The sequence below is a fragment of the Malacoplasma muris genome, assembly GCF_046774425.1.
Taxonomy (GTDB): Bacteria; Bacillota_I; Bacilli_A; order Mycoplasmatales; family Mycoplasmoidaceae; genus Malacoplasma; species Malacoplasma muris.
The window spans coordinates 901,796-918,855 of sequence record NZ_CP177248.1; the positions used below are offsets into that span (position 1 = coordinate 901,796).

Sequence of the window (17,060 nt, forward strand, 5' to 3'; positions counted from 1 at the left end):
CCAAACTATTCAAAGATTTTAACATTATTTATTGTTCTATCTTCCATTATTTCTAATAAATCTAAATCAGATTCATTTTTAATTGCTTTATCAATACTAGGTCTTGTAATCGGAAACTCAGGAGCAAACATTGAACATATATCTTCATGGTTTGTTATTGATAATTCATATGTATGAATATATTGTGCAATGTTTATTATTTCATTTTTATCATATGTTAACAAAGGTCTAAAAACAATTTTATTTTTTAAGACATTATTTATTGCATTAATACTTTCAATTGTTTGACTTGCAACTTGCCCCAAAGAATCGCCACTACACAAACAATCATAATTATTTTTTATTGCTAATTTTTCAGCTATTCTATAAAAAGATCTCCTCATTAATGTTATTCTGTAATTAACATCTTTTGCATGTGATAATTCTCTTTGTATTGCTGTAAAATCAACTATATACAATTTTGGCTTATAAATTTTTCCAGTTAAAACAATTCTATTAATTATTCCAATAATTTTTTTAATTGTTTTTTGAGTAACTTCGCTAGTTACAAATGTTAAATAATCTACTTTCATCCCCTTTTTTTGCATTAAAAAGGATGACACACAAGAATCAATTCCACCAGAAATCAATGACAAACAAGAACCATTTAATCCTATTGGTAAACCACCAATACCCTTAGTTTTATTTGAATAGATTATTGATTGATTTTTCTTAATTTCTATTCACAAATATGTATTTGGATTATGAACATTTACATGTAAATTTTCAACATTAGATAATAGATATCCAGCAACACTTTTTTTAATTTCAATTTGATCTAAAAATCCCTTATATTTTCTTTTAACTTCAATTTTAAAAGTTGAATTTGGACTAACAAAATTCAATGATGCTTTTTTTATCTCTTCAATATCTGTGTTTATTTCTACTGCTTTTATAATATACAAAACTCCAGGCATATATTTTAAAATACTGATGATATAATTAACATCTGAATTATTACAATATATTTTTAAGTTATCAAAGTTTTTAACAATGTTTATTTTCATGTTGCAAAATGCATTTTTAATATTGTTATATAAAGAATTGATAAAAGATGTTTTATTATTTCCTTTTAAAGTTAAATCAGCATACTTAATGTAAATAAATTCACACATATTACTCCTAAAACATATTATATAATTTTAATATAAATATCATATTTAAAGATAAAGTTTTTTGAGGAATGAATTATGAAAATAATTGAGGCATCACTATTAGCAGTTAGCAATAAATATTTTGAATTTCATAAAACAATTAAATCACTAATTAAAAATAAAATAAATCATATTCATTATGATGTTATGGATAATATATTTGTCCCTAATGTTGCTTTTAATGGAGAACATTTAAAATTTTTAAAAAGAAAAGGTTTTAAGATTAGCATACATTTAATGGTTGCTAACCCTAAAATATATGTAGAAAATTATATTAACAAATATAAATTTGATTATCTTACATTTCACTGTGAAACTATTAGTATTGAAAATGGCATAAAACTAATTAAATACATAAAAGAGCATAATATTAAAGCTGGTATAGCTATAAAACCAAATACTGATATTAGATTATATGAAAGTGTTATAAAAGAATGTGACATTATTACAATTATGGGTGTAGAGCCAGGATTTGGTGGACAAAAATATATAGAATCTACAACAGATAAAATAAAAAAAATAAAAAAAATGGCTAATAAAAATACTATTTTGCAAATAGATGGTGGAGTGAATTTGGATGTAATAAAACTTCTAAAAAATGATATTGATATGTTTGTAAGTGGAAGTTTCCTAATCAATAATATCAATAAAATTGAAGAAATTATGAATGCATTAAATTAAAAAAACTATAATACTTTTAAATATTATAGTTCTTAGATATTTATATTATTTTCTTTTAATCATAAAATATCTTGTTGTGATAATTCAGGACTTAACCCCTCTTTAATGTGATTGTTATATCAATTAATTCCATAATCTATTATTTGTTTAAAATTATCTTTATCTAAGTCTAACTTAACAAGTTCTATTGTTCTTTTTGATACATCAAATTTTTCTGGAAAAGCATAATCTTCCTTTTCTAGAAAAGCTATTGCAAATAATCCTTTTGTGATATTTCTTAAATATAAATACAATGATAATTGCAACTTATATTCATCTGGAATAACAATTTCATTATTAATATATCACGATTCTTTTTTTTGATTTTTTTGTTTTACTAGTGGTATATCATTTGAATCTTTTTGCATTCTTAATGTTCCATTAACTGTTCTATAAACAAAAGAATCAATAGAAGTAGTTTTAATTTCTAGCATTGGCAAATCATTTGAATAATTTACATTACCATTTTTATCCAAAGGTTCTCCATCAGGAATTCCACCAAATATTTTATCAGTTTGGAAGAGATCTCACTTAATTTCAAAAGGATTGTATTGCTTATATTTAATATTTGTTTTATCTTCAACATATTTTTTTATCTTTGGTTCAATAATATTTCCTACTTTTGATAATGTTTCATCCATCTCTTCATAATATAAATTTGTCATGATTGCTCATATTTTAGCTGGAGAAGTATACTTATTTTGATTTAAAACAGAGGCAAATCTACTTCCTGTGATTTTTTTAAACTTTAACTTATTTTTTTCAAAATAATCATCAGTTAACTTTATTCTATTATCTATAATTATAAAATCTTTATTTTGTTGTGCTTTAAATGGCATATATACCTCTAATTAAACTCATTTTTTAATAATTGCTTCAGCAATTTTTAAATCAGTTTGATATGTAATTTTAAAATTTATTTTTTCACCTAACACATTGTAGATAGGAACATTATTTAAATAGAACATCTTAACAACATCATTCAATTCATGATGATTGTCCAACTTCTTGAAATTTGCAATAATATATTTATCAAGTCTAAATGATTGAGGTGTTTGTACTTGATAATATAAACTTCTATTTGGATAATCTTTTGTGATTCTATTATCAATCACAACAACTGAATCATCAACTGGAAAAACTGTATTAACAACTAAATTAGTGTCTAAAGATTTAATATGTTCTTCAATTATTCTTCGATTTACAAAAGCACGAGCCACATCATGAGAAATTATATTTATATTATCAAACTCTTTATAAAATAATTGTTTAATATAATTTATTGCATTATCTAAGCTTTCTTTTCTTGTCTCTCCGCCAGAACAAACATGTATCTTTTTGTATTTGTTTTGAACATATTCTTTTGTTTTTTCAAATAACTCTTCATTTACTACAAGAACAATAATATCAATTAAATCAACATCTAAAAAATTGAAGATTGAGTATTCATATAAATACTTATCTTGTATTTTTATAAATTGTTTATATGTAGGCATTTTCATTCTTTCACTTTTACCACTACCCAATAAAATTGCTATATTTTTTCTTCTCATAATTATTACCCAAATAATGTCATTTGACTATCCTCTTCTAAATGTGATATTACTCCAAGATCAGTAAATTTTTTAAAATGTGTTTTTGTTATTTTTGTTCTATTTAATAAATCTTCTTTTGAAGTAAATGGTTGTTGATTTCTAGCTTCAACAATAGATTTAGCAACTGATTCTCCTAATCCATCAATTGTAGAAAAAGGAGCAATTAATGAATTTCCCTCAACAAGAAATTCATTTTCTAATGATTTATTTAAATCAATATTTTTAATGCTAAATCCTCTTGCAAGCATTTCTAATACTATTTCATATATTTGAATTAAATCAATTTCTTTATTTTTAACTAATGCTTTTGTTTTGGGGTTATTCATTCTATTTTTTATATCAACTAATTTATTGTTAATAGCATTTTTACCTTCAAGAATTGTTTCAAGATCAAAACAATCTCTTCTTATTGTTAAAAATGATGAATAAAAATGTAAAGGATAATGAATTTTAAATCAAGCAATTTTTCAAGCCATGATTACATATGCTGTTGCATGAGCTTTTGGATATAAATATGCTATTTTTAAACATGAATCAATATATCAATTTGGTAAATTTTTAGAATTAAGTATTTTAATATATTCTTCAGTTAATCCTTTTCCCTTTCTAACATCCTCCATTATTTTAAAAGCAGTTAATGATTCTACTCCTTTATTAATTAAATATACCATAATATCATCTCTACAAGAAATAACATCAGAAATATTAACACCTTGTTCTTCAATTATATTTTTTGCATTACCTGTTCATACATTTGTACCATGTGATAATCCTGAAATTCGTATTAGATCGGAAAATTTTTGAGGTCTAGTTACAAGAAGCATTTCTTTTACAAAATTTGTACCAAACTCCGGAACACCATTTGTTCCAACTTTTAATACTTCATCAACATCAACATATTTTAAATTCAAACTTTTTGTTCCACTAAATAAAGCCATAACATCTGTATCATAATTTGGTATATCATCAGAGTTCACTCCTGTTCTTTCAGTTAACATTTTAAGAACAGTTGGATTATCATGACCTAAAATATCGAATTTTAATAAACTATCATGTAATGATTCAAAAGCAAAATGAGTAGTATATCAATCTAAAGACTTATCATCAGCTGGATAGTTTATAGGTGTAAAATCATAAACACTTAACTCCTTAGGAATAACAATAATACCACCTGGATGCTGTCCAGTTGTTCTCTTTACATTCTCACACTTATGTGCAATTCTAGCAATTTCAGCATTTTTAACACCTGATCTCCCAATTGATTCAAAATAAGATTTAACATAACCAAATGCAGTTTTTGTTGCAACTGTACTTATTGTGCCTGCACGCAACACCTTATCTTTACCGAACATATTTCTAATAAATTCATGTGCTTTTGCTTGATATAATGCAGAAAAATTTAAATCAATATCTGGAATTTTATCCCCTTTAAATCCCATAAATGTTTCAAAAGGAATATTATGACCATCTCCAATTAAGGGAAAATTGCAATATGGACAATTTTGTTTAGGTAAATCAAAACCACTATCATAATCAGACATAAATTTTAAATATTTACATTTCTTACATAAATAATGAGCAGGGAGTGGATTAACCTCACTGATATTTATCAATCAAGCTGTAATAGAAGAACCAACAGAACCTCTTGATCCAACAACATATCCATCATCCATAGATTTTTTTACTAATAAATGTGAAAATCAATATATCATTGAAAAACCATTATTAATTATTGAATCAATTTCATGATTAATTCTATTTAAAATATAATCATTAATTTTTTCACCATATACTTCTTTTGCTCTATCCCAAATTTTTGATTTTAATTTATCTTCTGCACCTGGAATAGAAGGTGAATATAATTTACTTTTTATTGGTTTTATGTCTTTTTCAAACTTATTACTTATTTCAATAGTATTGTCAATAACTATTTCTTTTATCAAATCCTTATTATTTAAAAACTTAAATTCATCTAACATTTCATCTGTTGTTCTAAAATGCAAATTTGGCATAACATCATTAAAACCATCATATTTATAAAATCTATGCCTTTTTCCACCAATGGATTTTGCATAAACATAAACATTAAAAAATTGTTTGTCATTTATATCTAAATAATATGTATCTGATGAAGCAACAACTTTTATATTTAATTTTTTAGCACATTTAACAATTCTTTTAGTTGCATTTTCTAAAACTTCTTGAGAATATATTTTTCTATGAATGTCATGCAAAAAACAAGATATTGGTGCAATAGTAATAAAATCATAAAATTTTAAAGTTTCTTCTAATTCATAATCAGTTCCACAAATTGCTTTTTCAAGCACTTCTCCTTCTGTTGGTGAATTAGAAATTAAAAAATGTTTTCTATTGTCATTTAAAATATGTCTAAATATCTTAGCAGTTCCATAATAATTATCTGTTAATGATAGAGAAATTAACTCATAGAAATGTTTCATTGAATCAGCTTTTAAACAATAAACTGTTACTCAAGAACCACGATTTCTTTCCTTTAATAAGTCATTTTGAAATTTTTCATTAATTTCACTAAGATTAAATATACTTTCCATTTCAAGTTTATTAGCCATTTTGTTTCACACTTGTAATAAAAATTCTGAATCCACATCAGCTCTATGTGCTTCATCTTCATTATATTCAATTTTCATTTTTCTACATATACCACCCAATGAATGACTATAAATATTTTCATTAAGTGCTCTAGATAACTGCATAGTGTCAATTAAAGGATTTCTTATTATAGGCATATTATTTTCTACTAACTTACAATTTAAAAAAGGTAAATCAAAACGTATACCATTATGTGCTATTAATATAGAATCGCCTATAAAATCTAATATTTTTATAAGTGCATCTTTTATTTTTGGTGCACCTTCAACATCTTTATTAAATATTTTTGTAATTGAAGATATATTATCTGGAATATTAATTTCAGGATCAATAAAAAATTGAACTTTATCTACAATTTTACCTTTTTCATATTTTATTGCTCCAAATTCAATTATTTTGTCATAATACATTGATAAACCTGTGGTTTCCAAGTCAAATATTACAAAAGAACATTTCGATAATAAAATATCTTTTGAATTAACAACTATATCTATTGGGTTGTTAATCATTTCAAATTGTGCACCATAAATTACATCAATATTATATTTTTTTGACAAATGCATTGTTTCAGGAAATGACTGACAATTTAGTTTGTCAGTTATTGCAACAGTTTTATAACCTAAATCATTCATCTGTTTAAATAATTCTTCAACATTTACAAGACCCTCAAATGCTGTCATATTTGTATGTGTAATAAGTTCAATTCTTTTTTGTAAGCTATTGTCACTTTTTAAATATTTACTAGGTTTTTCAATAAGCATTAAACTAGAAATTATTCCAGACAAAGAATTATCATCATAGATATCTACTTGGACATTGATTTTGGTTCTTATTCAATCTCCTTCTTTTAATGAATTTAAAATTTCTTTTGATAATCCTTTTTCCTTTGGAAAGCCTTTAACAATTATTGAATCTGTATAATCTGTAATATATATTTTATATATTAAAAAATTGTTTCTTGTATTAATGGATTCTATTTTAAATATTTCACCTTCTATTATTGCTACACTTTGTTCTGGTATTAAATCAAAAATATTTGTAACATTTCCATCAATTTTATTTATGTTTTTATATTCTTTATAAAATTTAGTATTTGATTTATTACCAATATTATTTTTAAATTTACTAATAATATTAGCTGTTGTATTTTCTTGTTCTTTTTTATAATTTTGTATATCTTTTGTTTTTACATCTAATTCAAAATCAATATCATCAATATCAAAATCACAAATATCTAAAAAAGATTTTAATTTATTTACATTCTTTTTTAAAATAAACAATTCATTCTGATTTAAGTATGTGAAATACAAAATGTGATTTTTAATATTTAAAGTTTTTCGTTTTATAATATTAGTTAAAATTACTTTATCATCTAAAGAATTATTTTTTAGATAATAAAGTAAATAATCTACAACATTTTCAGAATCAAATTCCACAAATCTATTTTTTATTATAAAATTCAAAGAATTATCTAATGATTTAATATTTTCAAGAAGATTTAAATATATTTTAGGTGATATAGGTTTAACAAAAATTATTTCTAAAGTAATATCTCCATTTTTTGATTTAGTGATTTTAATATCACTACATTCTTTGTATAATTCAAAGTCTTTATTATCAACTAAGTTTATTTTTTCCAAAAAATTTAATACTTTATCCATATTAACTCCGTTAAATAATATCAGCTATAATTGATGTAATAAATATATAGATTAAAATTAAAAAACCAATTATAGTAATAATAGTTTCAGCTTTTTTGCTTATTTTGAATTTAAATCATTTTTGCAGTGTTTCTATCATAATTTTGTATCCATCTAATGGAGGAATTGGTAGCAAATTATAAATAAATAACATTATGCTAAATAGTGTCAAAAAATTAAAAATTATTTTAAAAAAATCAAATCCACTTATTCCTTGAAAACCATTTGATGATTGACTAACATTTGCAATGCTACCAAAGACTGTTCCTATTCCATTACCCATGAAAACCATATTCTTCAAAAGTGTTAGAAGTGATTGACCAACTTGTACAAATGGATTATCATGTACATTAAATCCAAAATATTGAATTAATCAAAAAATAAAAAATGATATTAAATTAAAAAAAACACCACCAAAAAAAATTATATTTTTTTTCCATAATTGAACATCATCCAATAATAAACTATTTTCTTGCACAGATGACATATACTCATAGTTTGATAAATCTGAATAATATTTTTTATATCTAAAATTCATATATGATTTTGAAAAAAAATTCCCACTTTTTGATACTAAATTATATCTTTTATCAATACTATCTTTTTGAGATAAATGTTCTACTAATATTTCATTATATAATGTCACAGTTTTTTGGTTATCAATTAATACATAAGCCATTAATGGTATTAATCTTAAAGAAACTCTAGTACCTTTTTTGGTTTTCCATTGAAATAATTTTGGTCCAATTCCAATAGAAAACTCTTTTACATTTACTTTAAAAATTTTTGCAAATGTAAAATGCCCTAATTCATGGATAGTCATTCCAATTAATATAGATATTAAAATTAATACAACTAAAATAAATGTAATCATTTAAAAATTTCCTAAAACTTAGATAATATATATTGTTTAATTATACTATTCAATATAAATATATCTTTTATATTATTTATTTTTTGATTACTAAAATCATTAATAGCCAAAGAAATGATAGGTATAATTTGATTAAACTTAATTTTTTTATTTTTAAATAATTCAATTGCAGCATCATTTGCAGCATTAATAATTACAGGCAAAACTCTATCATCATTCTTAATAATATATTTTGCTCATTTAATAGGTAGTCACTTATTTTCATCAATATAATCAAAAGAAAGATTTAGTTTTTCAAAAGATAATTTTTCAATAATTGGAACTTTAGATTTAAATTTCGATATAGCCAATTCAATAGCTAATTTCATGTCAGCAATTGACATTTGTGCATGTACACTATTGTCTGAAAATTCTATCATTGAATGAACAATTGACTGTGGATGATAAATAGCTTCAATATTTTTAATATTAAACATATAATATGCTTCAATCATTTCAAAGCACTTATTCATTAATGTTGCAGAATCAATTGAAATTTTGTATCCCATCTTTCAATTAGGATGATTTTTTGCTTCATAAAAAGAAACATTATTTAGCTCATGAATTTCTTTATTATAAAAAGGTCCACCACTTGCAGTTAATAATAATTTATTAATTCTTTTATTCTTCATTAAGTCATAAATAGCACAGTGTTCAGAATCTATTGGAAAAATATTAACTCCTTGTGCTTTTGCTATTTCTTTTATTTTTCAACCTGCTAGAACATATGACTCTTTATTTGCTAAAGCTAAATCAATTTTATTTAATATTGTTTTTAAAGTGATTTCTAGTCCAGCAAATCCAGATATAGCATTTATTACTAAATCTGGTTTAGTTTTTTCAAATAATTGATCAATAGTTTTTACAGTATTTAAAGCTGTTACTTTACTACTAAAAACATCAATATCATATTTTAATGATTTAATAATTTTTTGCATTTGAGAAATGTTGCTATGAAATGAACAACCAACAATTTTATGCCCCAATTTTCTTACAACATTAATTGATTGAATACCAATTGATCCAGTTGCTCCAAATATTAATATATTCATTTCTATTAACCTCTAACCATTTTTAGTTCATTATACTTCTTTGTCAAAAATATGTTATTTGATAATCTATAATATGTATTTTGTTTTTTAGAAAATATAAAATCAATTATTTGATTAATTTTATTTCTATTTATTCTAGAAATAAAATTATTAGAAAGGTATTTATACACCATGTGATATTGATAAAAATAAGCCTTTTCTAAAATATAACTTAAATCAAAATTTTTACTCTTTCAAAGCAAATAATATTTATTAATTTCTAAATCATATGGTGCATTTAACTCATTATATGAATTTATATAATTAACTAATTTTCTAAATGTATTTTCATCTAAAATTCCTAATAATTTTCTATGTATATTTCGTTGATATATATCTTTTGAATTTGTAGAATCAATCATATATTGGATTGAATTTGCATCACAATATTTTTGAAGTAATGCTTTTGGAAAATTAATTAAAGGTCTTATAATTCTAATATTTTTGTAATAACTTATTTTTTTTATTCCTAAAAACATATTTTTTTTATTGGATAAAATTTGAGAATATGCTGTTTCAAGAAAATCATTATAATTATGCGCAACAATAACATCAATTAATCCATAAATTTTTGCTATTTGATTAAAAAAATTATATCTAATTCTTCTACATTGATCTTGATAATTATTATAAGGATATTTACTATAAATTTCTTCAGTAACATCAAGAATGTGTAATTTTACATTGTGCTTTTTACAATATTCTTTAACAATTTTTTGATCAATATGTGTATCATCCCTATCATGGTAATTTACAAAACAAACAGCTTTTATCCTATCACGATAAATATCCAACATACACATAGAATCTGGACCGCCTGAAACTGCAGCAATAAATAATTTTTCCTTCATAACAAACACCTTATATTAAATTATATTTACTTATCACATTGTCAAAATTACTAGTCTCAACAAAATCTATTGCAGCTTGTGATGCATTATCAATAGACTTTTCTACAAATGCTAAATCTTTAATATCAAATTTTGATAAAACATAATTTGCTAAATTTTTATTTGTGGGTTTTCCAATACCAATTCTTATTCTTTTTATATTCTCAGTACCCAATAAACTAATAATATTTTTCATACCATTTTGTCCACCAGAACTTCCTTTTGATTTAACTCTTATTAATCCAATGTTTGTATCTATATCATCATAAATTATTATTATATTATCAATACTAATTTTAAAAAAATTAACAATATTTTTTACACATTCTCCAGATAAGTTCATATATGTTAGTGGTTTACATAAAATAATTTCTTTATTATTTTTATATGATATTTTTGTAAATAATCCATTAAACTTTTCTTTATCTAATTTAACTTGCATTTTATTGCAAATTTTATCTATAGTTCTAAAACCAACATTATGTTTGGTCATCTCATATTCAAAACCAGGATTTCCCAAACCAACTATTAAATAAACATTATTCATTGTTGCTCTTTAGATTTAACCCAAACATTTTAATTGCAACCAAAAACAAGTTTTGTGCTCTTGTCACAGATATTGGAAAATTTTCTGTATTTAATATTTTTGTATTATATTTATTAACTAAATAATCTAAATTTGTTTTCTTAAAATGTAAATCAACAGCACCTTGTGAAACATCATATATATGATTATTAAAATCTTCATTAAAATATTCTTGATAATATTTTTTTAATAATGCAACATCATATCCATTATCATTTTTTAAAATAATTTTCTTATCCTTTAATATTGGATAAAACGCTTTTAATGCATCATATAAACTTACAGAATTTCAAGATTCTTTTATATCATTTTTTACATATCTTGTTAAAAATTTAAATTTATTTTTATATCAAAATACAGCAGATATTTGCTGAATAACTATGTTGTTGCCGACAATTGTTTTTACCATGTACAAAGAAACTGTATCCTTCATTTTACTATACCTCTATCCTTTTAATTAACATTTTAATAATTATAAAATATGCAATGGAATTTAAATTACAAAAACAAAAAAACAACGAAAGATATTCCACTAGGGCGATCATCCCAGCTTCATAAAATCCGTTGTTAGAAAAATCTCGAAGATTTTTTGCCCCCAATGTTAGCTACGCATTGAAGGTTTGTTCTACCACAACAGTGATATCCAATATGATCAAATCTTGAATAAACACCATTGTTTAAAAACAGGTGGATTAATTCCATTGCATAACTTTATATAAAGAGCGATCGAGTACAATTTAGTTTAAAGTTATTTAACTTGCTAACCCTACATATAAGTATACTATAAAAATTAAAATGTGTAAAATTTTTTTAATTTTTTTTCTTTTAAATTTAAAAATTTTATATTTTATAAAAAATTTATACCTTTATTCTTTAATTCTTCTAATATATCATCTGGTCAAATTGATACTTGAACTTCTGAAATATGTTTTTTATTTAACATAAAATAACATAATCTACTTTGTCCAATTCCACCACCAATTGAAAAAGGCAATAAATCTTTTGATAGATCTGAATGAAAGTCATATGATAATTTACTAATTTGATTTTTTATTTCCAATTGTTTAATTAAACTTAATGAGTCAACTCTTATACCCATTGAACTAAGTTCTAATGATGCATTATTTTGATAATCTCAAACTATAATGTCACCATTTAAGTTTCAATCATCATAATCTGGAGCTCTATTATCATGTTGTTCTCCATTAGATAGATTATGTCCAATACCTATAATAAAAACTGCTTTATGCTCTTTTGTTATTAGATCTTCTCTCTCTTTTGCAGTATTATTTGGATATTTATCTAATAATTCTTGAGATGTAATAAAAACAATATCCTTTGGCAAAAGATTATTAGTAGGTCAATTATATTTTTTATAAACAAGTTTTTGGCACTCAACAATTACCTCATATATTTTTGAAACTACCTTTTTAAGAACTAATAAATTTCTTTCATTTTTATTTATTCTTAATTCTCAATCTCATTGGTCAACATAAATAGAGTGTTTATATGATAAAGTTTCATCTTTTCTAATTGCATTCATATCTACATAAATCCCTTGATGAACTGGAACATCATATTTTTTTAATACATATCTTTTTCATTTAGCTAAAGATTGAGGAACCTCACCCTTTAATCCATTAACATTGGATTCAAATCTTACTGGTGATTCAACTCCATTTAAATCATCATTCATACCTTTATTTTGAGATAAAATAATTGGACCACTAATTCTTTGTAAATTTAAAGCATCTGATAATAATTTTTGAAAGTTATCTTTAATATATTTGATTGCTTTTTGTGTTTCAAATAAACTTAATTTGTACATAAATACTCCTTTTTTTATAATTTTTTGATTTAGTGTCTATTAGATAAAATTATACAAAAAGATGAAATATAAATTAAAAAAACTCACATATCATAAAGATATATGAGTTGATATAAACTGTAATTGGTGCACTTAAAGGGACTCGAACCCCCACGCCAAAGGCATTAGATCCTAAGTCTAACGCGTCTGCCAATTCCGCCATAAGTGCATTTGGTGCTTTGTGAGGGGCTCGAACCCCCGACCCAGTGATTAAGAGTCACTTGCTCTACCAACTGAGCTAACAAAGCAAAGTATAGTATTTGTTATAAAAATGGTGCCGTCTATAGGAATCGAACCTACAACCTACTGATTACAAGTCAGTTGCTCTGCCTGTTGAGCTAAGACGGCAACAATGGTGGAGTGTGAGGGGCTCGAACCCCCGACCCTATGCTTGTAAGGCATATGCTCTCCCAACTGAGCTAACACTCCAGAAAAAGATTAGAGATTCGCAGCTCTAAACTTTAGTTCATTTTATTTAATTGGTGACCTGTACGGGATTCAAACCCGTGAATGCACGCGTGAAAGGCGTGTGTGTTAAGTCGCTTCACCAACAGGCCATATGGCGGATACAGTAGGGATCGAACCTACGACCAACCGGTTAACAGCCGGTTGCTCTACCGCTGAGCTATGTATCCATAATCATCAATAAACATATCTATTATATCACTAAGTTACTTTTTATAAGAAATACTTTTAACAAATAGTTAATTTATTGATATAAAAATAATTTTATCCAAGAATGCTTTTATTTCTAAAAGCTATATCTCTTCTTTTCATTTCTCTTTTTTTCTTATTTTTAATTTTATTTTCAATATCTATAACTCTATTAAATTCATCTTCTTCACGAGTCATTTTTTGCTCTTGCATCTCTATGAATATTTTCTTTTTTTCTATTTCAGCTTCTTTTTCACGTTTTAAAATTTCTTGCTCTAAAATTACACTACTAACTTCATTTTCATGTATTTTTTTAATTTCATCTCATTGAGATGAAGAATCTTGTAATTTCATTTCTTTTTGTAGAGATTCACCTCTATTACTATGAGATGATATAAGATCACTTTGTTTTTTTTCTTTTTTTGTTACTTTCATAAAATTACCTTAACATCACTATTATTAATTATAGAAAATTAAAATTCAAAATTCAAATAGGGAAATAATTGATAAAAGCAATTTTAACCAAGTCTAATAGGTTGTTCAATATAATTTGGATTATTTCTTTTAGGCACTTTTCTTGCAAATAATAATAATGTGGCACCAATACCCATTTGTCCAATAAACATTAGTATAATTGAAGGTATTTTTGATCATCAACCTAATTTATCAGCATTAAGAACTCCTGATGATAAACCACAAGTACCAAATGATGATGCCATATCAAACATAAAATCACTAAAAGTTAAAGTTACAGAATTTTTTTGCTTTAAATATTGAATAAGATTTATATTTTCTCCATTGTAATCAATATGCGGTATCAATGTAAAAGAATATGTAGCAAATGAAAACAATACCAACATAACAAAACAAAGTGTTGAAATTAAAAATGATCCAATAACATCATTATTTGGTATATTTCTTTTATATAATGATGATTTTGTTAAACCTCTTAATCAATTTATCATTGATTTAAACATTACTGCCAATGTTGTAATACGTATACCTCCTCCAGTTGATGATGGAGATGTACCTATAAACATTAAAATGATAAATAATCATTTTGTGTTCTCTCCTAAAGATGACATACTAATGGTTGAAAAACCAGCAGATCTTGTACTCATGCTATTAAAGAAAAGAGTAAAATTAACATTTAAAGAATAATTATTTCCAAAAGGCTTTACTTGAACAATGTTATTGTTTATATCATATCCATAAGCAATTTTTGGAATTTTATGTAGTGGCAATGTAAGACTTTTAACATCAAGCATTTCAACATAACTATATTGAGCAAAATGTTCTGTAAGATAAACTAATGATGTTGAAATAATAATTATTATAAAAGTAGTTGTAATACATATTTTTGAAAATGAACTTATTTTATTTTTTGCTATTGATGCATACTTATTCATTCCACAAATCTTATATAAGAACCTATATTTTCAAATGTATTCAATTCTTAACATAAGATCAAAAATAATTTGATACCCAATTCCACCTATAAAAAATAAAGAAATTACAAAAAATTGAATAATAATTCCTATATCATTTCTAAAAATGGCAAGTGAACTAGTTCCAAATAAATCAAATCCTGCATTATTAATTGCTGAACCACATAAAAATAAAGCATGTCATAAGGCAATGCCATAATTTTTATATCCTGAATAAATTACATCACTATCACTTGTGACTCCATTTATTGGAATAAGTTGATTATTAAGATACATATAAACATTTTGTTGCACTTTAAATGGTGTTACAACAAAAATAATACTTATTATTAAAGAAAAACATATTTGAATACTCACTATAAGTAAAAATATTCTTAATAACATTTTTGGTGAGTCTGTAATTTTTGTTCCTCCTCTTTCAATATTTGATAAAGCAGAGGAAAAAAATTGTCTATGAAAGACCTTTTGCAAAAATCTTCCAAAAAGATATAAAAGTGATGCATAACCAAAACCACCAATTTGTAATAAAACAAACATTACAAATTGACCAAAATAACTCATGTGAGAACCTATGTCTAATTTTCCACTAATACCAGTAGTTGTAAAAGCTGATACTGCCAAAAATAATGAATCTATAAAATTAAAGTTAAGCTCTTTGGTATTATATAAATCTGTTGGGGTATCCATAAAATAAAAAATATATTCATTATTTACATATTTATATCCATTGTTATTGCTATAATCCAAATCATATGAAATTGGTAGATACAATAAAATAGCACCTAAAAGAACAATTATAAACATTCCTAAAAATACTTTTTTTGGCCATGTTCAATGCATTAAAATTGCATGTCTAACCTTTATTTTGAAATTATTGATTTTCTTTTTATTATCAATTGATTGAATCTTCTTATATTTTCTATATTTTTTTACTAAATTATTTATTTTATTTGATAACATAAATTAACCAAATCATGTAGTTAATTATATATCAATAGAGAAAAAAATAATATTTTTTTAATTAATTGTATATTACAATAATAATCAGCTAGTATTTTTACAAATAGGAAAGTTATGGCCTTAAAATCAAAATCTGAAAAGAAAAAAGACAACTATTTAATTATAGGATATGGTAAATTTGGGCAAGGTTTTGCACAAAGGCTACTTGATGAAAGAGTAAAAGAAAATAGAATTTATATTGTAGACAGAAATCAAGAATTACTAAACTCTGCAATAAATACGTTTTCAAATGTAATTAATGCAAGTATTGTAGATTTTGATTCAATTAATTCATTTGATATAAATGACATTTCAATAGTTGTTATTGGTATGGCAGACATTGAAGAATCACTAATGATTGCTGCAAATTGTAAAAAATATAATGACAAAATATATTTTGCAAAGGCAAAAAACTCTATTCATAGTAAATTATTAAAAACATTAGGAGTAGATGAAGTTGTTGTTCCAGAATATGAAGTAGGATCAAAACTTGCATACAAGTCATTATTTAAGATGGATATTGACATTAATGACATTAGTTTAAATTATAATATTGTACATTTTAAAGTTAATAATGATAAAGTTGTTGGTAAAAAAATTGTTGAATTAAATTTAAGAGAGAAATTTGATTGTAGTATTTTTGGAATAAGACGTGATAATAAATTTTTTGTTCCAAATGCAAATGAAATAATTAAAAAAAATGACAAAGTTAGTATTGTCTGCAAAAAAGAAGATTCAAATGAAATCATAAAATTTTTTGTAGAATAACAATGTCA

Annotated in this window: 14 protein-coding genes and 6 tRNA genes; 2 read left to right on the top strand and 18 right to left on the bottom strand. The window is 24.0% G+C overall.

Annotated elements, in window-relative coordinates; all coding sequences use genetic code 4:
- Window positions 1–5 precede the first annotated feature (5 nt).
- Window positions 6–1,154 carry a tRNA uracil 4-sulfurtransferase ThiI gene (thiI, locus tag ACLFO7_RS03715; RefSeq protein WP_412032166.1) on the bottom strand — a complete coding sequence of 383 codons (1,149 nt, stop codon included), beginning with the start codon at window positions 1,152–1,154 and terminating at the stop codon, window positions 6–8.
- Window positions 1,155–1,229: 75 nt separating this feature from the next.
- Between thiI and ACLFO7_RS03720 the strand changes: the two genes are divergently transcribed.
- Window positions 1,230–1,874 carry a ribulose-phosphate 3-epimerase gene (locus ACLFO7_RS03720; RefSeq protein WP_412032167.1) on the top strand — a complete coding sequence of 215 codons (645 nt, stop codon included), beginning with the start codon at window positions 1,230–1,232 and terminating at the stop codon, window positions 1,872–1,874.
- A gap of 32 nt (window positions 1,875–1,906) precedes the next feature.
- On the opposite strand, the gene ACLFO7_RS03725 is transcribed toward ACLFO7_RS03720, so the two are convergent.
- The 17 genes from ACLFO7_RS03725 to ACLFO7_RS03805 form a co-directional block, all read right to left on the bottom strand.
- Window positions 1,907–2,752, bottom strand: a complete 846-nt coding sequence (locus ACLFO7_RS03725; protein WP_412032168.1) for an MPN551 family DNA-binding protein — start codon at window positions 2,750–2,752, stop codon at window positions 1,907–1,909.
- A gap of 12 nt (window positions 2,753–2,764) precedes the next feature.
- Window positions 2,765–3,466: a 2-C-methyl-D-erythritol 4-phosphate cytidylyltransferase gene (locus ACLFO7_RS03730; RefSeq protein ID WP_412032169.1), complete on the bottom strand. Its 702-nt coding sequence runs from the start codon at window positions 3,464–3,466 to the stop codon at window positions 2,765–2,767.
- A gap of 5 nt (window positions 3,467–3,471) precedes the next feature.
- Window positions 3,472–7,797 carry a PolC-type DNA polymerase III gene (locus ACLFO7_RS03735; RefSeq protein WP_412032170.1) on the bottom strand — a complete coding sequence of 1,442 codons (4,326 nt, stop codon included), beginning with the start codon at window positions 7,795–7,797 and terminating at the stop codon, window positions 3,472–3,474.
- 10 nt (window positions 7,798–7,807) lie between these two features.
- Complete coding sequence (locus ACLFO7_RS03740; protein ID WP_412032171.1) at window positions 7,808–8,710, bottom strand: site-2 protease family protein; 903 nt, start codon at window positions 8,708–8,710, stop codon at window positions 7,808–7,810.
- Between the two features lie 11 nt (window positions 8,711–8,721).
- Window positions 8,722–9,801, bottom strand: coding sequence for a 1-deoxy-D-xylulose 5-phosphate reductoisomerase (locus ACLFO7_RS03745; protein ID WP_412032172.1), 1,080 nt, complete (start codon window positions 9,799–9,801; stop codon window positions 8,722–8,724).
- Window positions 9,802–9,806: 5 nt separating this feature from the next.
- Window positions 9,807–10,691 carry a tRNA lysidine(34) synthetase TilS gene (gene tilS / locus ACLFO7_RS03750; protein WP_412032173.1) on the bottom strand — a complete coding sequence of 295 codons (885 nt, stop codon included), beginning with the start codon at window positions 10,689–10,691 and terminating at the stop codon, window positions 9,807–9,809.
- Between the two features lie 10 nt (window positions 10,692–10,701).
- Window positions 10,702–11,277 (bottom strand): aminoacyl-tRNA hydrolase, encoded by a 576-nt coding sequence (pth, locus tag ACLFO7_RS03755; RefSeq protein WP_412032174.1) that lies wholly within the window; start codon window positions 11,275–11,277, stop codon window positions 10,702–10,704.
- Window positions 11,270–11,749 (bottom strand): hypothetical protein, encoded by a 480-nt coding sequence (locus ACLFO7_RS03760; protein ID WP_412032175.1) that lies wholly within the window; start codon window positions 11,747–11,749, stop codon window positions 11,270–11,272. Before ACLFO7_RS03760 ends, pth begins: the two co-directional genes overlap by 8 nt.
- 414 nt (window positions 11,750–12,163) lie before the next feature.
- Window positions 12,164–13,144, bottom strand: coding sequence for an aspartate--ammonia ligase (gene asnA, locus ACLFO7_RS03765; RefSeq protein WP_412032176.1), 981 nt, complete (start codon window positions 13,142–13,144; stop codon window positions 12,164–12,166).
- A 124-nt stretch (window positions 13,145–13,268) separates the two neighbouring features.
- Window positions 13,269–13,352, bottom strand: a tRNA-Leu gene (locus tag ACLFO7_RS03770).
- A gap of 3 nt (window positions 13,353–13,355) precedes the next feature.
- A tRNA-Lys gene (locus ACLFO7_RS03775) sits at window positions 13,356–13,431 on the bottom strand.
- 24 nt (window positions 13,432–13,455) lie between these two features.
- Window positions 13,456–13,531, bottom strand: a tRNA-Thr gene (locus ACLFO7_RS03780).
- A 5-nt stretch (window positions 13,532–13,536) separates the two neighbouring features.
- Window positions 13,537–13,612 (bottom strand) — tRNA-Val (locus ACLFO7_RS03785).
- 51 nt (window positions 13,613–13,663) lie between these two features.
- Window positions 13,664–13,740 (bottom strand) — tRNA-Glu (locus ACLFO7_RS03790).
- A 3-nt stretch (window positions 13,741–13,743) separates the two neighbouring features.
- Window positions 13,744–13,818 (bottom strand) — tRNA-Asn (locus ACLFO7_RS03795).
- A gap of 94 nt (window positions 13,819–13,912) precedes the next feature.
- The gene (locus ACLFO7_RS03800; RefSeq protein ID WP_412032177.1) at window positions 13,913–14,272 is read right to left on the bottom strand and encodes a hypothetical protein; all 360 of its coding nucleotides are present in this window, start codon (window positions 14,270–14,272) and stop codon (window positions 13,913–13,915) included.
- Between the two features lie 83 nt (window positions 14,273–14,355).
- Window positions 14,356–16,245 carry a potassium transporter TrkG gene (locus ACLFO7_RS03805; protein WP_412032178.1) on the bottom strand — a complete coding sequence of 630 codons (1,890 nt, stop codon included), beginning with the start codon at window positions 16,243–16,245 and terminating at the stop codon, window positions 14,356–14,358.
- 114 nt (window positions 16,246–16,359) lie between these two features.
- On the opposite strand from ACLFO7_RS03805, the gene ACLFO7_RS03810 reads away from it, so the two are divergent.
- A complete protein-coding gene (locus ACLFO7_RS03810) occupies window positions 16,360–17,052 on the top strand; it encodes a potassium channel family protein (protein ID WP_412032179.1) in 693 nt (230 codons plus the stop codon).
- Window positions 17,053–17,060 lie beyond the last annotated feature (8 nt).